The 23,409-nt window shown below is 64.9% G+C and carries 18 protein-coding genes and 1 pseudogene; 16 read left to right on the top strand and 3 right to left on the bottom strand.

Annotated elements, in window-relative coordinates:
• Positions 1-63: 63 nt before the first annotated feature.
• Positions 64-2,223, bottom strand: a complete 2,160-nt coding sequence (locus AAIO73_RS16030) for a M3 family metallopeptidase (protein WP_345879262.1) — start codon at positions 2,221-2,223, stop codon at positions 64-66.
• A 177-nt stretch (positions 2,224-2,400) separates the two neighbouring features.
• On the opposite strand from AAIO73_RS16030, the gene AAIO73_RS16025 reads away from it, so the two are divergent.
• Positions 2,401-3,150, top strand: coding sequence for a 3-keto-disaccharide hydrolase (locus AAIO73_RS16025; protein WP_345879260.1), 750 nt, complete (start codon positions 2,401-2,403; stop codon positions 3,148-3,150).
• A 6-nt stretch (positions 3,151-3,156) separates the two neighbouring features.
• Here AAIO73_RS16025 and AAIO73_RS16020 read toward each other — a convergent pair.
• Positions 3,157-3,312 (bottom strand): annotated as a pseudogene (locus AAIO73_RS16020) (PKHD-type hydroxylase); the annotation flags it as partial.
• A 733-nt stretch (positions 3,313-4,045) separates the two neighbouring features.
• Here AAIO73_RS16020 and AAIO73_RS16015 point away from each other — a divergent pair.
• From AAIO73_RS16015 to AAIO73_RS15945, 15 genes are all read left to right on the top strand, one after another.
• Entirely contained in the window at positions 4,046-6,598 is a 2,553-nt protein-coding gene (locus AAIO73_RS16015; protein WP_345879258.1) for a S8 family serine peptidase, read from the top strand.
• 165 nt (positions 6,599-6,763) lie between these two features.
• A complete protein-coding gene (locus AAIO73_RS16010; RefSeq protein WP_345879256.1) occupies positions 6,764-9,268 on the top strand; it encodes a S8 family serine peptidase in 2,505 nt (834 codons plus the stop codon).
• A gap of 136 nt (positions 9,269-9,404) precedes the next feature.
• Positions 9,405-11,963: a S8 family serine peptidase gene (locus tag AAIO73_RS16005; protein WP_345879255.1), complete on the top strand. Its 2,559-nt coding sequence runs from the start codon at positions 9,405-9,407 to the stop codon at positions 11,961-11,963.
• A 57-nt stretch (positions 11,964-12,020) separates the two neighbouring features.
• Entirely contained in the window at positions 12,021-12,284 is a 264-nt protein-coding gene (locus tag AAIO73_RS16000) for an I78 family peptidase inhibitor (protein ID WP_345879253.1), read from the top strand.
• 109 nt (positions 12,285-12,393) lie between these two features.
• Positions 12,394-12,894, top strand: a complete 501-nt coding sequence (locus tag AAIO73_RS15995) for a helix-turn-helix domain-containing protein (protein WP_345879252.1) — start codon at positions 12,394-12,396, stop codon at positions 12,892-12,894.
• A gap of 19 nt (positions 12,895-12,913) precedes the next feature.
• Positions 12,914-13,261 carry a hypothetical protein gene (locus tag AAIO73_RS15990; RefSeq protein ID WP_345879251.1) on the top strand — a complete coding sequence of 116 codons (348 nt, stop codon included), beginning with the start codon at positions 12,914-12,916 and terminating at the stop codon, positions 13,259-13,261.
• 16 nt (positions 13,262-13,277) lie between these two features.
• Positions 13,278-13,745, top strand: coding sequence for a hypothetical protein (locus AAIO73_RS15985; RefSeq protein ID WP_345879250.1), 468 nt, complete (start codon positions 13,278-13,280; stop codon positions 13,743-13,745).
• Positions 13,697-14,038, top strand: coding sequence for a MarR family transcriptional regulator (locus AAIO73_RS15980; RefSeq protein WP_345879248.1), 342 nt, complete (start codon positions 13,697-13,699; stop codon positions 14,036-14,038). The genes AAIO73_RS15985 and AAIO73_RS15980 overlap by 49 nt, the downstream gene beginning before the upstream one ends.
• A gap of 304 nt (positions 14,039-14,342) precedes the next feature.
• Complete coding sequence (locus AAIO73_RS15975; protein WP_345879246.1) at positions 14,343-14,663, top strand: hypothetical protein; 321 nt, start codon at positions 14,343-14,345, stop codon at positions 14,661-14,663.
• Between the two features lie 37 nt (positions 14,664-14,700).
• Positions 14,701-15,066 carry a CsbD family protein gene (locus AAIO73_RS15970; protein ID WP_345879244.1) on the top strand — a complete coding sequence of 122 codons (366 nt, stop codon included), beginning with the start codon at positions 14,701-14,703 and terminating at the stop codon, positions 15,064-15,066.
• Positions 15,067-15,073: 7 nt separating this feature from the next.
• Complete coding sequence (locus AAIO73_RS15965) at positions 15,074-16,591, top strand: helix-turn-helix transcriptional regulator (RefSeq protein ID WP_345879243.1); 1,518 nt, start codon at positions 15,074-15,076, stop codon at positions 16,589-16,591.
• Positions 16,588-16,761, top strand: coding sequence for a CsbD family protein (locus AAIO73_RS15960; protein ID WP_345879241.1), 174 nt, complete (start codon positions 16,588-16,590; stop codon positions 16,759-16,761). Before AAIO73_RS15965 ends, AAIO73_RS15960 begins: the two co-directional genes overlap by 4 nt.
• 41 nt (positions 16,762-16,802) lie before the next feature.
• Positions 16,803-17,714 carry a hypothetical protein gene (locus AAIO73_RS15955; RefSeq protein WP_345879240.1) on the top strand — a complete coding sequence of 304 codons (912 nt, stop codon included), beginning with the start codon at positions 16,803-16,805 and terminating at the stop codon, positions 17,712-17,714.
• Positions 17,715-17,781: 67 nt separating this feature from the next.
• Complete coding sequence (locus AAIO73_RS15950; RefSeq protein ID WP_082438795.1) at positions 17,782-17,922, top strand: entericidin A/B family lipoprotein; 141 nt, start codon at positions 17,782-17,784, stop codon at positions 17,920-17,922.
• A gap of 79 nt (positions 17,923-18,001) precedes the next feature.
• Complete coding sequence (locus AAIO73_RS15945) at positions 18,002-20,410, top strand: ligase-associated DNA damage response DEXH box helicase (RefSeq protein ID WP_345879235.1); 2,409 nt, start codon at positions 18,002-18,004, stop codon at positions 20,408-20,410.
• Positions 20,411-20,692: 282 nt separating this feature from the next.
• On the opposite strand, the gene gyrB is transcribed toward AAIO73_RS15945, so the two are convergent.
• Positions 20,693-23,161, bottom strand: coding sequence for a DNA topoisomerase (ATP-hydrolyzing) subunit B (gene gyrB / locus AAIO73_RS15940; RefSeq protein ID WP_345879232.1), 2,469 nt, complete (start codon positions 23,159-23,161; stop codon positions 20,693-20,695).
• Positions 23,162-23,409 lie beyond the last annotated feature (248 nt).

Below are 23,409 nucleotides of genomic sequence, written 5' to 3'. Positions count from 1 at the left end.
GCCGGGCGATCAACGCAAGGGCGCCCGATCCGGTGGCCGGGCACCGGATCGGGCGGGCATCGGCTATTTCGCGACCGTTGCCGCCCCGTCGGTCGCGATGCGCGATCCGTCGGCGTTGAGGCCCAGGTCGCGCAGCAGCGGGCCGACCTGCGGGTCGGCGCCGTTGAAGTTACGGAACATCGTCGCGTAATCCTCGGTATGGCCCTTGGACAGGATCAGGTCGCGGAAGCGCTGGCCATTGGCGCGGGTCAGGCCGCCATGCCGTCCGAACCAGTCGAACGCATTCGCGCTGAGCATCTTGGTCCAGCTATAGGCGTAATAGCCCGCCGCATAGCCATTGCCCCAGATGTGCAGGAAATAGGTCGAACGATAGCGCGGGGGCACGTCGGCAATGTCCAGCCCGGTCGCGGCCAGCGCCTTCGCCTCGAACGCATCGGCATTCTGCACCCCGTCCGCGGCGGTCAGCGAATGCCAGCTCATGTCCATTTCGGCGGCGGCCAGCGCCTCGCCGAACGAATAGCCCGAATTGAACGTGCCGGCACGCTTGATCTTGTCGATCAACGCCGGCGGAATGACCTGTCCGGTGCGGTAATGCACCGCGTAATGCGGCAGGATCTTGGGATCGAGCGCCCAATGTTCGTTGAATTGCGACGGAAACTCGACGAAGTCGCGCGCGGTGTTGGTGCCCGAAATGCTCGGATAGGTCTGGTTCGCGAACAGGCCGTGCAGCGCATGGCCGAATTCGTGGAACATGGTCGTCACGTCGTCGAAGCTGATCAGCGCAGGCTGTCCGGCGGCGGGTTTGGTGAAGTTGGCGACGTTATAGATGACCGGCTTCGTGCCGAGCAGCTTCGACTGGTTGACGAAGTTCGACATCCACGCGCCGCCATTCTTGTTGTCGCGCTTCCACAGATCGAAATACATCAGCCCGACGGGCGTGCCGTTCGCCCCCAGCACCTCATAGACGCTGATGTCGGGATGATAGACCGGAATGTCGGTCCGCCGCTTGAACGTCACGCCGTACAGCTGGTTGGCGGCATAGAACACGCCGTCGGTCAGCACCTTGTCGATTTCGAAATAGGGCTTCAGTTCGTCCTGGTTGAGGTCGTAGCGCGCCTTGCGGACCTGTTCGGAATAATAGTCCCAGTCCCATGGCTTGAGCTGGAAATCGCCGCCGGTCGCGGCGATCTGCGCCTGCAGCTCCGCCGCCTCGCGCCGCTGTTCGGCGGCGACCGGCGTGCCCAGGCGCTGCATGAAGCCCAAAGCGGTCTGGGGGTTCTGCGCCATCTGGTCCTGGAGCACGTAATCGGCCCAGGTCTTGAAACCGAGCAGCTTCGCCTTTTGCGCACGCAGCGCCGCGATCTGCACGATCGTCGCGCGGGTGTCGTTCGCATCGCCCTTCGCCGCGCGGGTCCAGCTGGCGTTGAACAGCGCCTCGCGCGTCGCACGATCCTTCAGCGTCGCCAGTTCGGGTTGCTGCGTCGTATTCTGCAACGTCAGCACATATTTGCCGGCCAGCCCGCGCGCCTTCGCCGCATCGGCCGCCGCGGCGATCTCGCCCTCCGACAGTCCGTCGAGTTTGGACCGATCGTCGACCACCAGCGCGCCGGCCTTCGCCGCGGCGAGCAGTTTCTGCTGGAACGCGGTTTCCAGCGTCGAGAGTTGGGCGTTGTACCCGCTCAGCGTCTTCTTGTCGGCGGGCGACAGCAATGCCCCGGCGCGGACCATGCCCTGATAGGTGAGCGTCAACACCTGCAACTGTTCGGCGTTCAGCTTAAGCGACTGGCGCTGGTCGTACAGCGTCCTGACCCGCGCGAACAAGGCGGGGTCGAGATTGATCGCGTCCTGATGCGCGGCGAATTCGGGGGCGAGTTCGGCCTGCGTGCGTTGCAGCGTGTCGTCGGTATTGGCGCCGACGACGCCGGAGAAGGCGAGGCTGGCGCGTTCGAGCAGCCGGCCCGACCGCTCCATCGCCGCGATCGTGTTGTCGAAGGTCGGCGCACTGCGGGCGCGGGTGATCGCGGCGATCTCCGCACGTTGTTCGGCCATGCCGGCGCGGATCGCCGGGCCGTAATCGTCGCTCTTGATCCGGTCGAACGGCGGCGCCTGAAACGGCAGCGTGCTGGCGCGCGCGAAGGGGTTGGTCGCGGGCAGCGGCGCGGCGATGGCGGTGGTCGACAGCATCAGGATAGTAGCGGCAGCGGTAACGGGAAACAGGCGCATGACGGCTCCGTCGGTACAGGGATGGCGACGGTGTCGCACCGCCGGCGCCGTCCCGCAATGGCCGCCGACATGCGAAGCCGGCCGCATTGCGTGGCGGCAACCGCTTGTCATCGGATGCGCAGCCGCTAAGCCATCGGCAACGCGGCGAAAACGCCGGTCGATAGGTAGGAGAAACCCATGCGCACGGCATTCGGCATCGGTTTGGCGCTGGCGATGATGGCCTCCCCGGTCATGGGCGGACCTGCGCAGGAGCGGAGCAACGTCCTGAGCGCGCAGGAACGGGCACAGGGGTGGCGGCTGTTGTTCAACGGGCGCGACCTGTCGGGATGGCGGTCGTTCGATGGTTCGGCGCCGGCCGCTTCCTGGGTAGTGCGCGATGGCGCGTTGATGCTCGACAAGCGCGATGGCGAGATGCGCGGCGACGATCTGGTCACCGCCGATCGCTATGGCGCGTTCGAGCTGACGCTCGACTGGAAAGTGGCGCGCGGCGGCAATAGCGGCGTGCTCTACCTCGCCCGCAACACGACCAATGCGCCGCTGCTCTACCAGAGCGGGCTGGAGATGCAGGTGCTCGACAATGCCGGCCATGCCGACGGCCGGATCCCGACCCACCGCGCCGGCGCGCTATACGACCTGACCGTGCCGCCGACCGACGCGGCGCGGCCGGCGGGAAGCTGGAACCATGCGCGGCTGCTGGTCGAGCGCGGCCGCATCCGTCAATGGCTGAACGGGACGCCGACCGCCGACGTCTCCTATGGCGACGCGGCGTGGCGCAAGCGGGTGGCAGGATCGAAGTTCGCGACGATGCCGGCGTTCGGCACCTTTTCGAGCGGGGTCATCGGCCTGCAGGACCATGGCGAGCCGGTGGCGTTCCGCAATATCAAGCTGCGCCCGATCGCCGCATCGGCCATCGGAACGCGCCGGTAACGGTCGGGCGTCGGCCCAGCGCCGCAACAGATTGTGATACGGCCCGGTCAGCCGCACGACGACGGCATCGCCCTGCCCGCGTTCGGCGGCCAGGGTGTGCACCGACGGGTCGAGGTCGAACAGCATCCGCCGCGCGCCATCGTCGCGGACCATTGACTGCAATCAGAAGAAGGCGGCGGTACGCACCCCCGCGCGTGACCGGCGCCCCTTTCCGCTCCCCGGTGGCGCCCAACCGCGTCAACCCCGACAGCTCATGCGCAGTGCCAAACCGGTCCGCCACCAAACATGTCGCCCACGTCGATCAGATCGTTTCGGTGTCGACACGGTTGGCGTGTCCATAGCTCTTGAAAAACCTGAATATTTCAAATGATCGGCGCTGAGACCGAACGTCGAAGCAGAACCGCAACAAAATGGCGGTACATAAGAGATTTAGGAAAATACAACTCGTACTAAATATTGACCTGTCATTGAAAACCCTCGCGAATTTCTGGTTTTGACGGTCATTCTATGGTATATCCGTTCACATTGTCCCGGAATATGTCACTAGTATCAGTTGACACAAGGTTTCATCGATGACTTAATCCTTTCGAAACCAGTGGAAAGGATTGAAATAAACCCTTCTACAAAAACAATAAAATAGCTGCATTGCAGTAATGTCGAACCCGGCCGATTCTTCGTTCGAGAGCGAAGGGATCAGGATCGGCATCGATGCGCCGTATTTCGGGCATCGGGTCGCATGGCACGCGGGAACTGACGGATTTCGAACGGATCTTCCGATGCGGGTGCCGCAACGGTTGGGGGAATGCGTCCTGCCGACAGCGCAGGCGCGTAATTGTTTAAATGCCGACTTCAGGGGGCTACATTGAAAATACCGACGATTTCGTCCGCACCGACTATGTCCTTGGCACAGGCGAAGGCAGCCGGCGCGCTCACCGCGCAAACCGCCTATGTCTCAACCTTTGCCGAACCCACCGCCGTCGCCGGGATGACCCAGGCGGAGATGATGGCGAACATCGCGAGCGCTCCCCTCAGCATGACGTTCGACCTGACCACCGGCAAGGCGGTCACCCTGAACATGGACCTGTATTCGCCCGGCAACGGCAATCGGGAAGCCTATGGCCAGTGGCATCTGCGCTACCTCGGCGATCTCGCCACGGTGTGGAAGGACTATACCGGCAAGGGCGTCAGCGTCGGCGTCTACGACCAGGGCATCGAGAGCGCGCACTGGGATCTCGGCAAGAATATCGACACGTCGAAGCAACTCGTCGACGATAACGGCAAGGTCCTGAGCGGTGAACCGGTTTATTTTTTCCCGGAGGACCTGACCGACGGCGCGCATGGCACATCGGTCGCCGGCATCATCGGCGCCGAACGCAATGGCAAGGGCGGCATCGGCATCGCCTATGACGTCAAGATGACCGGCGTGAACATCTTCGATTACTATTCACAAGCAGCCAATACCGACTGGTCGATCTCGCAGGGCGGCCATTTCGACATTCTCAGCAATAGCTGGGGCTTTCCGGCCTTTTTCATGCTAGCAACTTCGGGCTTCTCGCGCGCCAGCGACGTCGGCTTCAAGTCGACGATGGACGTCCTCGAAAACCTCGCCAAGGACGGGCGTGACGGGCTGGGTTCGATCTTCGTGAAGGCAGCGGGCAATGACAGCCAGGACAATGCCGGCGACGGGATGAACACCACCCGCCACACGGTCGCGGTCGGCGCCTATCGCGGACCCGACGGCGTCGCCTCCTATTACAGCAACCATGGCCCGTATCTGCTGGTCTCCGGCCCGTCGAACGACTATCTGACGCTGGGCGGCACCGGACAGGTTACCGCCGACCTGCTGGGCGAGCGCGGCTATAACCAGGCCGTCAACCCGACCGGCGCCACCGACTATACCGACGATTTCGGCGGCACGTCGGGCGCGACGCCGGTCGTGTCGGGGGTCGTCGCGCTGATGCTCGACGCCAACGAAAATCTCGGCTGGCGCGACGTGCGCGATATCCTCGCCGCATCGGCCAAGATGCCGATCGCGTTCGAAACCGGTCCGGTCGCGTTCACCATTCCCGTTGAAGGTGGCACGCGGACGCTGCCGCTGAACGAGAGCCAGTTCAAGCTCGGCGGTGCCGATGCCAACTGGAACGGCGGCACGATGCATTACAGCAACGACTATGGCTATGGTGCGGTCGACGCCTATGGCGCGACGCGCATGGCCGAAGTCTGGTCGCTGTTCGGTCCGGCCAAGACCTCGGCCAACGAAGCCCATGTCACCGTCGAGACCAAGGTCGGCGTGACCGCCGTCAGCAGCGGCAGCAACCTCAATCCCGGCCATTTGCAGATCTACAACAGCTTCGCCGACACCCCGGTCAGCTTCCAGTTCGAGGTCAAGGATTCGATCGACGTCGAACATGTCGACCTGTCGCTGCTGTTCACCGAACTCGCCACCATCACTGCCCCTGGCTATAATAATGCATTCAACTCGGCGCTCAGCAATGTGCAGATCAAGCTGATCGCACCGGACGGCACCGAAGCCTTCTGGGCATCGAACCGCTGGTATGTCGGAGGCCCGGAGAACGACGAATTCACCTTCGGGCTTGCCGGTTTCCACGGCGTGAACAGCAAGGGCACGTGGACGCTGCAATTCTCGACCTATGGCCATACTGGCAAGATGGACGACAGCGCCGATGCCGCGATCTGGGGATCGATCAACAAGCTGACCGTCAACGGGGTGAAGATGGACCTGTACGGCGCTGCGCCGACCAAGGACGACGTCCACACCTATACCAACGAATTCTTCAAGATGCTGGCCATCGCCGGGGAATCGGACCGTGCGGTGCTGACCGACACCAATGGCGGCAGCGACTGGATCAACGCGGCGGCGGTGTCGAAGAACATCGTACTCGACCTTGCCGCCGGCACCGGTGGCGCGACCTTCGGCGGACAGAAGGCGTTCTCGATCGCGGTCGGCAGCGTCATCGAAAACGCCGTGACCGGCGACGGCAACGACGTGATCACCGGCAGCAGCGTCGCCAACAAGCTGTACGGCATGCGCGGCGACGACAAGCTGTACGGGCTGGCCGGCAACGACACCATCGACGGCGGGGCCGGCAATGACTGGATCGACGGCGGCAAGGGCAATGACGTCCTGACCGGCGGCGCGGGCAACGACGTGTTCTTCTTCGACAACAAGGGGACGTCGGGCGTCGACCGGATCACCGACTTCGGCAGCGGCGACAAGTTGATGCTGACCGCGGCGCTGCGCGACGGCAACCGCGACGGCATCATCACCTTCGGATCGAACGGCGTCCTGAACCTCGATTCGTCGAGCAAGGGCGACCGGGTGACGATGGAAGGAGTCGATCCGGCGGCCGGCCTGAAGTTCGCAGGCATGGAAAACGGCTATTACGTCTATGTCCTGAACGAACCGACCGCCGCGCTGCACGGCTGATGCAGACGGGCGCGCCGGCAGGTCCGGCGCGCCCCTTTTTTCACGACCGACGTCGCACGGTCCGCCGCTCCCCTGCCCGTCGCCACCGGTACATGCCGTGGCCGGACGGGATGGGCCGGCACCGATCGATGACGCACGCCCGACCATCTTGGGGAAATTTCCGCCATGTCACGACAATCGCCGACCGCCCGCACGATCCAGCTCGACGCCAACGATATCGTGCCGCTCGCCAGTGGCACCGACACCGCATCGCCGGCCAGCACGCCGCGCGACATGTCGTACGACACGCGGACGGGTGCCGAGGTGAAACTCGCCATGCCGGTCTATTCGACCGCCAGCGTCGCCGAAACCGCCGGCCAGTGGCATCTCGGCTTTCTCGGCGACATCACGAAGATCTGGCAGGACTTCACCGGCAAGGGCGTCAAGGTCGGCGTCTTCGACGACGGCATCCAGGGGCGGCACTGGGATCTCGCCCCGAATTACGATGCCGCCAACCATCTGAACGTCGATGGCTTCGTCGTCGACGGCAATTGGGACGGCCCCTATCACGGCACGGCGGTCGCCGGCCTAATCGCCGCCGCGCGCAACGACCGGGGCGGTGTCGGCATCGCCTATGACGCGAAGCTCAGCGGGATATCGATCTATTCCGACTGGGAGCCATCCTATGTCGACGGCCATGATTTCTGGAAGGCGCTGGAGGCGGCGTCGCATCAATATGACGTCGTCAACAACAGTTGGGGCGGCGGCGGCAGTTCGCTCGACACGAGCACCTCGCGTTCCAACCCGGACAGCGCGGCAGCGCGATATGCCAAGGGGTGGGCGGCGCTCGCCGAACAGGGTCGCGATGGCCTCGGCACCATATCGGTCAAATCGGCGGGCAACAGCGCGGCCGACGTGCAGAGCGAAGGCGGCGACACCACCCGCTACACGATCAGCGTCGGCGCCTATCGCCAAGTCGATGGCGTCGCCACGAGCTACAGCAACAGCGGCTCCTATCTGTTGGTGTCGGCACCGTCGAGCGACCGGCTGTCGATGCAGGGTACCTATCTCGTCACGACCGATCTGCTCGGCGACGATGGGATCAACTGGTATGCCGATATAAACACCGGCAAGATCGACTATAGCAAGTCGGATTACACCAACGCCTTTGGCGGCACGTCCGCGTCCGGGCCGATCGTGAGCGGTGTCGTATCGCTGATGCTCGACGCCAACGACCAGCTCGGCTGGCGCGACGTGCGCACGATCCTAGCGCAATCGGCCAAGATGCCGATCGCCTTCGACACCGGGCCGGTATCCTATACCGGCTTCATCCAGGGTGCCGACCGCACGGTGATGATGAACGAAAGTCAGTTCGCGCTGTCGGGCGACGCGGCGAACGTCAATGGCGGGTCGCTGCATTACAGCAACGACTATGGCTATGGCGCGGTCGATGGCTATGCCGCGGTGCGGATGGCCGAAGTCTGGTCGCTGTTCGGCGCGGCGAAGACCTCGGCGAACGAGGTCCACGCAACGGTCGCAACGAATGTCGGCCTGACCGCGCATGGCGACGCATCGGCGGTGCCGGTCAGCCGCGAGGCGCAGGGCGGGTTCCTGACGACGCCGGTCCGCTTCACCTTCGAAGTGGGGGAAAAGGTCGATCTGGAACATGTCGACCTGACGCTCAGCTTCCTCAACCGGCTGACCATCGACAATGGCAGCAGCGCATCGACCTATGATTCCGACCTGACCAACGTCCAGATCCGCGTGATCGCCCCCGACGGGACCACGGCCTTCACCGCCCAGCCGGGCACGATGGCCGGGGTCGACGGGGCGCAGGAATTCACCTTCGGCCTCGCCAGTTTCCAGGGCGTGGAGAGCAAGGGGACGTGGACGCTGGAATTCGCGACCTATGCCCGGACGACCGACCAGGACGGCCAGTCGGCGGTGGTCACCAGCGACCTGACCATCAACAGCCTGAAGATGGACCTGTACGGCGCGGCGCCGACCAATGACGACGTGTACAGCTATACCGACGAATTCTTCACCATGGCGGCGATCACGGGCCAGTCGGACCGGACGGTGCTGGTCGACAGCAATGGCGGCATCGACTGGATCAATGCGGCCGCCGTGTCGGGCGACGTCGTGCTCGACCTCGGCACTACCGGCGGAGCAAGCTTCGGCGGCACCCGCGCATTCTCGCTCCAGCGCGGTACGCTGATCGAGAATGCGGTGACCGGCGACGGCAACGACAAGGTGACCGGCAACGCCAGCGCCAACAAGCTGTACGGAATGCGCGGCGACGACAAGCTGTACGGGCTGGCCGGCAACGATACCATCGACGGCGGGGCGGGCAATGACTGGATCGACGGCGGCAAGGGCAACGACATCCTGACCGGCGGTGCGGGGAACGACACCTTCCTCTTCGACAACAAAGGGACGTCGGGCGTCGACCGCATCACCGACTTCTCCGCAGGCGACAAGCTGATGCTGACCGCCGCGCTGCGCGACAGCAACCGCGACGGCATCATCGCCTTCGGTCGCGACGGGATCCTCAACCTCGACAAGTCGAGCCGCGGCGACAAGTTGCTACTCGACGGCGTCAATCCCGATACCGGGCTGAAATTCGCCGGCATGGAGAATGGCTATTACGTCTATGTCCTGAATACGGGCGACGTCGACGGGCTTAGCTGACCCCGACCGCCCGGCCCGGAGCGATCCGGGCCCGTTCCGCATCGGTTCGCATCGCCGGACCGATCGCGATCACCGGACCGGCACAAGTCCCGTTCCGATCATTCGCGCACGACGATCTCCGGGGGGAGTTTGAATCATGACGCAGACCATCTCGAACACGCACATATTCGCCAGCGAAGCCGTCGACAGCGTATTGCCCTTCGCCGGTTCGCAGGCGCCACGGCCGTCCGGGACAACACAGGACGCAGCCTTCAGCCCGCCCGAACGGGTGTCGTACGACACCCGTACCGGCAAGGCGGTGACGCTGGCGATGCCGATCTACGACACCGGCAAGGACGATCCCGAACTCGGGCTGCAATGGCAGCTGGGTTACCTCGGCGACTTGGTGAAGATCTGGGCGGATTTCACCGGCAAGGGCGTTCACTACGCCCCGCTCGACAATGGCGTGCAGGTCGAACACTGGGATCTCGCCGCCAACTACGATGCCGACAACAGCCTGGTGCTCGATGGCCAGGTTCGTTCGGGCGCCAATTACTGGGGCGACCACGGCACGGCGGCAAGCGGTCTGGTCGTCGCGGCGCGCAACGGCCTTGGCGGGGTCGGCGTGGCTTATGGCGCCAGCTTCACGCCGGTGAACGTCTATGACTGGTGGGAGCCGACCTATGTCGACGGCTGGAACTTCGTCGCGGTACTGAAGGCCGCTGCCAACCAGTATGACGTCACCAACTGCAGCTATATCCGTCCCGACCATTATGCCATCGCCACCTACAATTCGCGATCGCAGGGCGGCTGGGCATGGGGCTATAACGAAGGCTATGCCTATCTCGCCGATCATGGCCGCGACGGGCTGGGCACGATCACGGTCAAGCCGGCGGGTAATTTCTCCTGGGATGCCCAGCATGATTCGAGCAACACGTCGCGCTATCTGATCAACGCCGCCGCCTATCGGCAGGCCGACGGCGTTTCTTCCAGCTGGTGCAATTATGGGCCGGTTCTGCTGATCTCGGCACCGTCAAGCGACCGGCTGTTCGTGGGCGGCACCGGACTGGTCACGACCGACATGGTCGGCGGGGACGGCTATAACTGGTGGAACGATCCGTATGACGACGATCCGAACCTCGCTATGTCCGACTATACCAATGCGTTCGGCGGCACGTCCGGCTCCGGCCCGCTAGTCGCGGGCGTCGCGGCGCTGATGCTCGACGCCAACGACCAACTCGGCTGGCGCGACGTGCGCACGATCTTCGCACAATCGGCCAAGATGCCGATCGCCTTCGAAACCGGACCGGTTTCGTACATCGGCGAGTATAACGGCCGGATGTACAACGTCTCGCTGAACGAACGCTATTTCACGATCGGCGGACAGGCCGCGAACGTGAATGGCGGCGGTCTGCACTACAGCAACGATTATGGCTATGGCGCGGTCGATGCCTATGCCGCGGTGCGCATGGCCGAGGTCTGGTCGCTATTCGGCCCGGCGAAGACATCGGCGAACGAAATGCACGCCGCGGTCGATACGAAGGTCGGCATCACGGCGCTTGGCGACCCGGCATCCGTGGTCGGCGACCCCGCATCCGCGATCGGCGACCGCAGGGCGATTACCGATTTCGTCGACGACCCGGTCCGCTTCAGCTTCGAAGTGACCGACGCGATGGATGTCGAGAATATCGACCTCACGCTGCGCTTCACCTGCCGGATCAAGGTGCAGGATGCCGATGGCAACATCCTCGACACCTATCTGTCCGACATGTCGATGACCCAGTTCAAGCTGATCGCGCCCGACGGGACCGAAATGTTCACTACGCAGCCGGGTAATCGCGGCTGGGTCGACGGTTCGCAGGAATTCACCTTCGGCCTCGCCAATTTCCAGGGGGTGGAAAGCAAGGGCACGTGGACGATCGAGGTAGCCACCTATGCGCAGAACGGCGATCGCGACGGCCGGCCGGTAATCATCACTACCGACGTGACGATCGAAAGCCTGAAGATGGACCTGTACGGCGCGCCACCGACCAATGACGACGTCTACAGCTATACCGATGAATTCTTCACCATGGCGGCGATCGCCGGCGAAGCCGATCGCGCGGTGCTGAGCGACAAGAATGGCGGCATCGACTGGATCAACGCCGCCGCGGTGTCGGGCGACGTCATGCTCGACCTCGGCACTACCGGCGGAGCAAGCTTCGGCGGCACCCATGCCTTCTCGCTCCAGCGCGGTACGCTGATCGAGAATGCGGTGACCGGCGACGGCAACGACAAGGTGACCGGCAACGCCAGCGCCAACAAGCTGTACGGCATGCGCGGCGACGACAAGCTGTACGGGCTGGGCGGCAACGACACCATCGACGGCGGGGCGGGCAATGACTGGATCGACGGCGGCAAGGGCAACGATGTCCTGACCGGCGGTGCGGGGAACGACACCTTCTTCTTCGACAACAAGGGGACGTCGGGCGTCGACCGCATCACCGACTTCTCCGCAGGCGACAAGCTGATGCTGACCGCCGCGCTGCGCGACAGCAACCGCGATGGCATCATCACCTTCGGTCGCGACGGGATCCTCAACCTCGACAAGTCGAGCCGCGGCGACAAGCTGCTACTCGATGGCGTCAATCCCGATACCGGGCTGAAGTTCGCCGGCATGGAGAATGGCTATTACGTCTATGTCCTGAACGTGCCGGATATCGCCAGCGAGGGCTGATGCACGGGTGCGACCGGAACGACCGGTCGCGCCCCCTTTCCCGATGGAGCGCGAAGCATGACCGTTTTCGACCCGAAACCGAACCCGATCTCGGCGGGACTTGCCGGCAGTGCCGCGCCCTGCGACCTTGGCGGTTGCGGGGCGGAGCGGGTCGAACGCGGCCAGCCGGTGCCCGACGCGCTGCTGGCGCAGGCGCAGGCGCATCCGGGGCAGGTCCGCATCGTGCGGCGCGGGCAGGCGATGACGATGGATCTGCGCCCCGAGAGGCTGACGATCGTCGTCGACGATGACGGCAGGGTGATCGCCGCACGCTGCGGTTGATCGATCGGATCGTTCCGGCCGTCGGCACAACGCGCACCGGACCCGCGCTTTTTCCGGCAATCTATATGCGGGGCGTTGGAAAGGTCGGCGGTGGCGGTAAAGGTCCAATGTGACCGAATCGGAAGCCCTTGCCCGCCTGACACCGCGCGAACGCCGTTGCCTCGAATTGGTAGCGCGGCATTACGACACCGGACAGATCGCCGCCGAACTCGGCATCAGCGTCGCGACGGTGAACGGATATCTGGCCGATGCCCGTCAGAAACTGGGGGCGCGCAACCGCAAGGAAGCAGCGCGGATGCTGGGCGCCGCCCCGGTTTCCCCCATCGAAACAACGGTTTCCGACACCCCGTCCGAAGATAGGGGTATGTTCGAACGGGTTGAGCCGGCCGCGCCGATCACGCCACCATCCGCCCCGCAGGTCGAGAGTCGATCGGGGGGATGGTTGTCCCGGCTGCTCTATCTCGAACGGACGACCGAACCGCGTCGTTTCGGGGTGGGGGGTCGCACGTTGATGATCGTCGGGCTGGTCGTGGCACTGTGCGCCGCGCTCGCCATGTCGGTCGTCGCCGCCGTGGGCCTCGTGTCGATCTTTGCGAGCCTGCGTCCTTGAGCGACGAAGGGGGCATTTCATGCATACACCACTGCATCCGGTGGTCACCGACATTACCCACGGCCTGCTGACCGCCGAACGGTCGAACGACGATGCGATCGCATCGGCGGCGGCGATGATCCAGGCGCTGGTCGCCGATCGCGGGCAGTTGCAACTCCAGTTCGGCACGATCCAGGCGCCGCTGACCGATGCGGCCAAGGCGATGATGCTGGCGGTGGAGGCCCGCGCGCATCTCGGCCGCTGCCACAAGCGGATGCACGAGATCGGCGTCGAGCACGCGTTGTTCGCGCCGACCGCGCATGGCGACGTGTTTCCGACGACCGGCGCGAGCGAGCCGGCCCGATCCCCGCTGCCCCTGGCGGCCTGACCGATCGGGCAACCGCGTGAACGCCTGGCTCTATTTGGCACTGCTGCTGACCGTTTCGGTCTGGACGCTGTGGCGTGGTGGCGCACCCGAACGGATCGCGATGCTCGCGATCCTGTTCGCGGTCGCCGCCACGATCGCGGTCGCGTCCAACCATGTGTTCACCAGCCGCGAGACCGGCATCTTCGTGGTCGACCTGGTCCTGACCCTAGTGATTTGTACGCTGGCGATGCTGGCGGAAAGGTTCTGGCCGTTATGGCTAAGCGCAATATTGATCGTCGGCGTAATGCTGCAACTGGCGATCTGGTACGCTCCGCGCTCGTACCGGGAAGTCTACCTGATCCTGCACGCGATGAGCGCCTATCCGACGCTGATGCTGATCCTGGCGGGGACGCTGCGCCATCGTCATCGACTGCGTCGCGCGGGGCACGATCCGGCGTGGTCGACGACGCGACGCCGGAAAACGCCGCCCGCGCCCGCCGCCTGATCGCGATGAAGGACCGGATCGCCGGCTTCTATCCGGTCAAGGTCACCGACCCCGTCTATGACGCGCTGTTCCAGCTCTATATCGCCGAGGAGGAGGGGCGGCCGATGTCGGTATCGGCGGTGGCGCCGATGATCCGCGTGCCATCGACCACCTGGCTGCGCTGGGTGGCGTTGATGGAGGAGGCCGGACTGGTCGTACGCCAGCCCGATCCGACGGACGCCCGCCGCAGCTGGATCGCACTGACCCGCGAGTGCAAGGCGCGGCTGGACAAGCTAATCGCCGATCTATGGTAACGACGCGCGTGCGGTACCGTACCATCGGACCGGTTCCGCAACGGTCGTCGCCGCCACGGGTGCATTTCCGGCACATCGGCCACGCGTCGACGCCTCGCAAGGCAAATTGTTGATAGTGTTGCGTAAATAATCGTTCTCAATTCGCGTGACATCGAAACTACCACGGTTCGTCGCGAAATATGCCGAACCTATTGGTACTTTCCCACTAGGACTTCTGGCAGAAATACCAGGAACGCACCTCCTTTCGGACGGTTGATGCGCCCGAACCGGACGCGTCCTTACGCCCCGGCCGGAGGAACCGACCATGAAATCGTTGGCGCTGATCTTGCTGGGTGCAGCCACGCTGTCGGCCTGTGCTGCACCCGCCACCCGTATCTCTACGGGGTTGCAGCGCTATGGTCTCGATACACAGCGGGCCGATTGCGTCGGCACCCGCCTGCAGGGCGATCTGTCGCTCGGGCAGCTGCAGCAACTCGGCCGTGCCGCTGCGGCCTATGGCAAGAACGATCCCAATCCCGGCGTCCTGACCGTCGGCGACCTCATCCGGGTCGCGAGCGAGTTGAAGGACCCGGCGATCCCTCTGGCGGTCGGCAAGGCGGCGGCGGGCTGCAACGTCCTGCCGTAACGCCCCGGTTCCCATTCGCAACCAGAGGAGCAATTCGATGAACAGCGACGAATTCGAAGGCAATGTCCGCTATGCGACCGGCAAGGTCGAAAAGGCCGTGGGCGATGTTACCGACCGCCGCGATTGGCAGGCCGACGGCGTAGTCGACCAGGTCGCGGGCGGCGTGCAGCATGGCTATGGTCGCGCCAAGTCGATCCTGAACGACGCGATCGACAGCGCGCCGGGCCTCGTCAAGGACGCGCGTGACCGGTTGGAGACCACCGGCAGGCAGGTCGCCGACGCCGCACAGCGTGGTGGCCAGACGACCGCCCGCGCCGCGAAGGAACAGCCGCTGGTCTGGGCGCTTGGCGCGATCGCGCTCGGTTATGGTCTTGGCTGGCTCATCCACGGGCGGCACGACTGAGCGCATCATGCCGACGGCGTCGTTCAAATCTTTGCGCGAGACGGCCGATCTGCGGCATTTGCGGCAGATCATCGTCGGTCTCGACGAAGGCGTGATCCTGATCGATCCCGATCAGAGCCTGTTATGGGCGAACGACGCCGCGCTGGCGATGCACGGCGTGCAGGACCTTTCCGAACTGGGCGCGACCGTCGACGAATATCGGTCGCGCTTCCAGCTGCACTATCGCAACAACCACCGTTTGTCCGCTGACGACTATCCGATCGACCGGGTCGTGTCGGGCGACAGTTTTTCGGAAGTGGTGGTCGAGGTGACCGTGGCCGGCGAGGACAAGCCGCGCTGGACGCATCAGGTACGCAGCCTCGTGCTGAACGACAGCGACGACGGCGAACCGACCTGTCTGGTGCTGATCGTGCAGGACGTGACCGCGCAGTATGAGGCGGAGGACCGGTTCGAACAGTCGTTCAACGCGAACCCCGCGCCAGCGGTCATCTGCCGTCTGCGCGACCTGCGGTTCGTGAAGGTCAATCAGGGGTTTCTCGACATGACCGGCTACGCCCGTGACCAGGTGCTCGATCGCACGGTGTACGACATCGACGTGCTGCGCGGTGCCGAACGCCGCGATCTGGCCAAGGAACGGCTGACCGAGGGGCGTACCATCCCGCAGATGGAGGCCGAACTCGACCTGCCGAGCGGCGAGACCAAGCTGGTGATCGTCGCCGGACAGCCGATCGAGATGGGCGACGAACCCTGTCTGCTATTCACCTTCGCCGATCTCGAACCGCGTCGCCGCGCGCAGGAGGCGCTGCGCCACAGCGAGGAACGCTTCACCCGGACGTTCCAGATGGCACCGGTGCCGATGGCGATCGGCGCGCGCGACGGACATCTGCTGTGCGAGGTCAATGCGAGTTTCACGCAGATGACCGGCTATGCCCCCGACGAGATCATCGGCCGGCCGCTCGGCGATGTCGGCCTGTGGGAAAGTGCCGCGGTCCGTCGCCGGGTCGAGGCAGCGATCGATGCCGGACACGACCTGCGCGACGAAGAGGTGCGTATCCATGCCAAGGACGGCGCGATCCTCGACTGCATCGTGTCGACCGAGGCGATCCGGCTGGGCGACGGTGCCTGCATCCTGTGGGCGATGCAGGACATTACCCAGCGCAAGGCGACCGAAGTCGAACTGGTCGAGGCGATCGAGGCGGTGATGAAGGATACCAGCTGGTTCAGCCGGTCGGTGATGGACAAGCTGGCCCGATTGCGCACGCCGCAAGGCGAGAAAGCCGGTCCCGGGCTGAACGACCTGACGCCACGCGAACGCGACGTGCTGGCGCTGATCTGTCGGGGACAGGACGACAAGACGATCGCGCGGACGCTGGACGTGTCGGGCAACACCGTGCGCAACCACGTCGCGCGCATCTATGCGAAGATCGGCGTCAATCGCCGGATCGCGGCGGTGGCATGGGCGCGCAGCCGCGGGTTCGACGACGGCACCCGGCTGGAAACCGGCGATCGGGAGGCAGCCGCATGAACGACAGCAAGGCGACCGATCGCAAGCGCAACCCCGACGAACCGTCGGTTCGCGCTGCAAAGGGATCGGTCCACGAAGCGATCGGCAAGCTGATCGGCGACGACAGTGCGCGCGCGCATGGCTCCGCCGAAAAGGCGGCGGGCGAAGCGGCCGACAAAGACAAATCCTAGCGGCTCCAAGCCGCAAGCGATCCGTAACAACAGGAGTATCCATGGCGACGAATCTGAACACCGGCTATCGGCCGGCCGACCCCGTTTATGTCGACAAGACGCCGACCCGCATCTCGTGGGGCGCGGTCTTTGCCGGCGTGGTAATCGCGATCGCGGTACAATTGGTGCTCGGCATTCTCGGCGCCGGCATCGGGCTGACGATGGTCGACCCGGTCGAGGGTACGACGCCGGGGGCGGCCGGCTTCGGCATCGGCGCGGGTCTCTACTGGCTCGTCACCACCGTCGTCGCGCTGGGGGCGGGCGGCTATGCGGCGGCGCGGGTGTCGGGCGTGACCGAACGGTTCGATGCGCTGGTCCATGGGCTGGTCGTATGGGGCGTCACGCTGATCCTGACGCTGTATCTGCTGACCTCGGCGGTCGGCGGCATCATCGGCGGCGCGTTCCGTACCGTGGGTGCGGTTGCCGGTACGGCGGGCAGCGCGGTCGGCACGGTCGCGTCGGCAGCGCCCGCCGCAGCGGCGGTCGCCGGTGTCGACGCCAATGACGTGAAGGACGCCGCGCAGGACGTGCGCAGCGAAGCCGCCGCCTATCTGTCGGACGCGCCCAATGATCCGGCGCAGATGACGCCCGAACAGGCCCAAGCCGAGATCGCCCGCCAGCTGCCTGCGCTCGCCCGTGGTGGCGCCGAGGGCCAACAGGCCGAGAGCCGCATCGTCGACGTCGTCGCCGCACAGCGCAAGATCAGCCGTCCCGAGGCGCAGGCGCAGGTCACGCGCGCCAAGCAGCAATTCGTCCAGACCAAGAACGAAGCCGTCGCCACCGCCAAGTCGGCCACCGACAAGGCAGCCGGTGCTGCGGCAGGCACCTCGTTCGTCCTCGTGCTTGCGCTGCTGATCGGCGCGGCTGCAGCAGGTTTCGGTGCAACCACGGCGGCACGTCGTAAGTTGCGCTGAGTGTAGGTGGCGGGTCGGCGTATTTCGGCCCGCCACAACCCCGTTTTGATAAGGAAGGAGCATCACCATGACCCGCAAGATCGGTCTTATCGTCGCCCTCGCCGCCACCGTCACGCTGGGTGCGTGCAACACCGTGAACGGCGCCGGCAAGGACCTGAAGTCGGCCGGATCGGCGATCGAAGGCGCCTCGGGCACGGACAAGAAGTAAGTCCGGCAACATGCGGGCGGGGCGTGGAAGCGCTCCGCCCGCTTTGCAGTCGCGCTGCCGCGATCCTACATCGTCGATCGTGCGCGACCTTCCCACTCCCCTGTCCGACTGGTTCGCCGCACGCGGCTGGACACCCCGCCGCCATCAGCTCGACATGCTCGAACAGGCGCAGGCCGGCCGCCATGCGCTGCTGGTCGCCGCGACCGGGGCCGGCAAGACGCTGTCGGGCTTCCTGCCGACGCTGGTCGACTTGATCGAACGGCCCCGCGACGGGCTGCACACTCTTTATATTTCACCGCTCAAGGCATTGGCGGTCGACGTACAGCGCAACCTGCTGACCCCGATCTCCGAAATGGATTTGGCCATACGGGTCGAGACGCGCACCGGCGACACGCCGTCGGACCGCAAGGCGCGGCAGCGCGCCAAGCCGCCGCATATCCTGCTGACCACGCCCGAGTCGCTCAGCCTGTTGCTGTCCTATCCCGACAGCGACAAACTCTTCGCGTCGCTGTCGACGATCGTCATCGACGAAGTCCATGCCTTTGCCACCGACAAGCGCGGCGACCTGTTGGCGCTATGCCTGACCCGGTTGCAGAAGTTCGCGCCCGCCCTCCGCCGGGTCGCGCTGTCGGCTACCGTAGCCGACCCCGATGGCTATCGCGCGTGGCTCGCTCCCGATGGCGATATCGATGCGGTGGCCGCAGTGCAGGGCGAGGCTGGCGCCGACCCCGATATCCGCATCCTGTTGCCGCAGGAGCGCATCCCATGGTCGGGCCATTCGGGACGCTATGCCGCCGAACAGGTCATGCGCGAAATCCGCGCGCACCGCACGACCATCGTCTTCTGCAACACCCGCAGCCTTGCCGAGCTGATCTTTCAGGATTTGTGGAAGGCGAATAACGACCAATTGCCGATCGGCGTCCATCACGGCAGCCTCGACCGCGAGGCGCGGCGCAAGGTCGAACAGGCGATGGCCGACGGCAAGTTGCGCGCGCTGGTCGCGACGGCCAGCCTCGATCTGGGCGTCGACTGGGGCGATGTCGATTGCGTGATCCAGATGGGCGCGCCCAAGGGGTCGTCGCGCCTGCTGCAGCGCATCGGCCGCGCCAACCACCGGCTCGACGAATCGTCGAAAGCGTTGCTGGTCCCCGGCAACCGCTTCGAGTTTCTGGAGGCGCAGGCGGCGCTCGACGCGGTCGATGCGGGCGAACTCGACCGCGACATCTTCCGCCCCGGCACGCTCGACGTGCTCGCCCAGCATCTGATGGGCTGTGCGTGCGCCGAACCGTTCGACGCCGCCGAAATGCTCGACGAAGTGCGGGGTGCCCTGCCCTATTCGGCACTCGACAGCGACACGTTCGACCGCGTCCTGCATTACATCGCCGAGGGCGGCTACGCGCTGAAGGCGTACGACAAGTTCAAGCGCCTGCGCCTAGGCAGCGACGGTTTGTGGACCGTCACCAAACCGGGTTTCATCGCCCAGCACCGGCTGAACGCGGGTATCATCGTCGACGCGCCGACGCTCGACGTGCGGTTCAAGAACGGGCGGCGGCTGGGCACGGTCGAGGAATATTTCGCCTCGACGCTGTCGCCGGGCGATACCTTCTTCTTTTCCGGATTGAGCCTCGAAGTCGAGAAGATCGAGCTGACCGATCTGGTCGTGCGCGCGACCAGCAAGCCGGCGCGCATTCCCAAATATGGCGGCACGCGCATGGCGCTGTCGACCAACCTCGCCGACCGGGTGCGCGGCTTCCTTGCCGATGCGGGCGAATGGCACCGCTTTCCCGACGATGTCCGCGAATGGCTGGAGATACAGGCGCGGCGATCGGTGCTGCCGCGCGCGGGCGAGCTGCTGGTCGAAACCTTCCCGCATGACGGGCGGCATTATATGGTCGCCTACAGCTTCGAAGGATGGAACGCGCATCAGTCGCTAGGCATGCTGGTCACCCGGCGGATGGAGGCGCTGGGGTTGAATCCCATCGGCTTCGTATCGAACGACTATGCGCTCGCGTGCTACGCGCTCGAACCGATTACCGATCCGCATGCGCTGTTCTCACCCGACATTCTCGAACATGAATTCGTCGACTGGGTACAGGGATCGGCGCTGCTCAAACGCGCCTTTCGCGAGGTGGCGGTGATCGGCGGCCTGGTCGAGCGCCAGCATCCGGGCAAGCGCAAGACCGGCAAGCAGGTCACCTTCTCGACCGATCTAATCTACGACGTGCTGCGCAAATATGAACCGGGCCATTTACTGTTACAGGCGGCATGGGAGGATGCGCGCGCGCGGATGACCGATGTCGGGCGTCTGGCGACCTTGCTGGAAACCGCGCAGGCCCGGATGCGGCATGTGACGCTGGAGCGGGTCAGCCCGCTGGCGGTGCCGGTACTGGTCCTGATCGGCCGCGAGCGGGTGACTCAGGGGTCGGCCGACGATGCGCTACTGGTCGAAGCGGAGGCACTGGCGGCGCAGGCGATGGCGCTGGATTGAGAGGGGCGGTCCGCGTCTACCGCCTGCCCCGGATCATAGCCCCTACCCATACCCTCTCACTCCCGTTTGCTTCGAGCGCAGGTTCGAGCCTGTCGAGAACCGAAGTCGAGAAGGGGGTGCCTCAAACACCGCATTCTCGACAGACGCTTCTCGACAAGCTCGAAGCTACTCGAACCGAACGGGATAACAAGAGCCGTACCCCCACGCAGGCAGGGGTCCAGGGTAATGGAGCGCAACGCCCTTGGCCCTGGATCCCCGCCAGCGCGGGGATACGGTCCGGCCTCAAACGTCGAGATTGGCGACGTTCAGCGCATTCTCCTGAATGAAATCGCGGCGCGGTTCGACGACATCGCCCATCAGTCGCGTGAATATCTCGTCCGCCACATCGGCCTGATCGATCGCGACGCGCAGCATCGACCGGTTGGCCGGGTCTAGCGTCGTCTCCCACAGCTGTTCGGCATTCATCTCACCCAGCCCCTTGTAGCGCTGGATCGAGAGCCCCTTGCGCCCGGCCGCCAGGATCGCGTCGAGCAACTGGCTGGGCCGCGCGACCAGCGTCTCGCCCTTGCCCGCGACTGCAGGCGTTTCTTCCTCGCCCTCGGCGACCGGATCGGCGGCGCTGCGCGCGCTGACCAGCTTCGAGACGCCGGCATAGCTCGCCGCTTCTTCTGCGGCGAGGCTGTGGAGCTTCCGCCCCTCCGCCGACAACAGGAACGCCGGTTCGATATTGTGAGTGTCGGTTACCCCGCGCCAGCGCCGCTGGAACTGCAGGCCATGATCCTCGGTCACGCGCGCGGTCCATTCGGCCTCGACATCGGTGCGGCCGATGCGCGACACCGCATCCTGCAACCGCGTCTGGCGATCCGCATCCCCGATTGCCGGATCGAGCACGCCGGCCAGCGCCAGCACCTCGACGATGCCCATATCGTAGCGGCGCGGGACATAGCGCATCAACGTCCGCATCCGCCGCGCATGGCTGAGCAGTGCCTTCAGATCGTCGCCGCTGCGCGCGCCCGCGGGGGTTTCCAGCACCTGCGCGCTAACGCCGCCTTCGACCAGATATTCGTCGAGCGCGTTGTCGTCCTTGAGGTAGACCTCCGACCGGCCCTTGGTCGCCTTATACAGCGGCGGCTGCGCGATATAGAGGTGCCCCGCCTCGATGATCTCGGGCATCTGGCGGTAGAAGAAGGTCAGCAGCAGCGTGCGGATATGTGCGCCGTCGACATCGGCGTCGGTCATGATGACGATCTTGTGATAACGCAGCTTGTCGAGGTTGAAGTCGTCGCGGATGCCGGTACCGAGCGCGGTGATGATCGTCCCGATCTCGCGACTGGCGAGCATCCGGTCGAACCGCGCACGCTCGACGTTCAGGATCTTGCCGCGCAGCGGCAGGATCGCCTGGAAATGGCGGTCGCGGCCCTGCTTGGCCGAGCCGCCAGCCGAGTCACCCTCGACGAAGAACAGTTCGGACTTGGCGGGATCGCGCTCCTGGCAATCGGCGAGCTTCCCGGGGAGAGAGGCGATGTCCATCGCACCCTTGCGCCGCGTCAGCTCCCGCGCCTTCTTCGCGGCCTCGCGCGCGGCGGCGGCGTCGATCACCTTCTGGATGATCGCCTTCGCATTACCCGGATTTTCCTCCAGATAATCGGCCAGCTTGTCGGCCATCAGCGCTTCCAGCGGCTGGCGCACTTCGGACGAGACCAGCTTGTCCTTGGTCTGGCTGCTGAATTTCGGGTCGGGCAGCTTGACCGACACGATCGCGGTCAGCCCTTCGCGCATGTCGTCGCCGGTGAGGCTGACCTTCTCCTTCTTCAGCATGCCCGACTTGTCGGCATAGCTGTTCAGCGTCCGCGTCAGCGCGGCGCGGAACGCCGCCATGTGCGTGCCGCCGTCGCGTTGCGGGATGTTGTTGGTGAAGGCGAGGACATTCTCGTAATAGCTGTCGTTCCATTCCAGCGCGACGTCGATGCCGACATCGTCGCGGAACCCATGGATCGCGATCGGATCGGGCATCAGCGGCGTCTTGGTCCGGTCGAGATACTTCACGAACGCGGCGATCCCGCCTTCGTAGAACAGCTCGACCTCGCGCGGCTCCTCGTGCCGGGCGTCGACCAGCACCAGTCGCACGCCCGAATTCAGGAACGCCAACTCGCGGAAGCGGTGTTCGAGCTTGTCGAAATCGAACTCGACGATCTTGAACGTTTCGGGCGATGGCAGGAAGGTGACGCGCGTCCCGCGCTTGTCCGACGGCCCCATCACCTTCAACGGCGCTTCGGCATCGCCACGGCGGAAGCGCATATAATGCTCCTGCCCGTCACGCCAGATGGTCAGGTCGAGGAAGTCGCTAAGCGCGTTCACCACCGACACGCCGACTCCGTGCAGGCCGCCCGACACCTTGTACGCATTGTCGTCGTTGGTGTTCTCGAACTTACCCCCGGCGTGGAGCTGGGTCATGATGACCTCGGCCGCCGACACGCCCTCTTCCGAATGGATGCCGGTCGGGATGCCGCGGCCATTATCCTCGACCGACACCGAACCATCGGCGTTCAGCGTGATGAGGATGCGGTCGCAATGCCCCGCCAACGCCTCGTCGATCGCATTGTCGCTGACCTCGAACACCATGTGGTGGAGGCCGGAGCCGTCGTCGGTATCGCCGATATACATGCCGGGGCGCTTGCGGACCGCGTCCAGGCCCTTCAGCACCTTGATCGAATCTGCGCCGTAGTCGTTCTGATTGGGGTTCGTTGCCATAGCGAGTATATAGGGTTTCGTGGCCGGGAACTAAAGCAAAACCCGCATGGGCCCGTGGGCGGTTTGCGGGACGATGAGCCCCCCTCAACGTTCACCGTACCCCGAACAGGCGGGGGTCCAGAACCAAGCAATGTTGCCGCCCGCCTTTGCAACCCTGGACAGCCACCTGCGAAGGGGTACGCGAAGGTCGCGTGAAACGGCCCATCCGTCCCGGCCGATACTGAACGGCAGCTAACAGGCGCATTCAG

The organism is Sphingomonas epibiotica (assembly GCF_039615155.1).
Taxonomy (GTDB): Bacteria; Pseudomonadota; Alphaproteobacteria; order Sphingomonadales; family Sphingomonadaceae; genus Sphingomonas.
The sequence above is the reverse complement of the archived record's forward strand: the minus strand, read 5'-3'. Positions and strand labels throughout refer to the sequence as shown.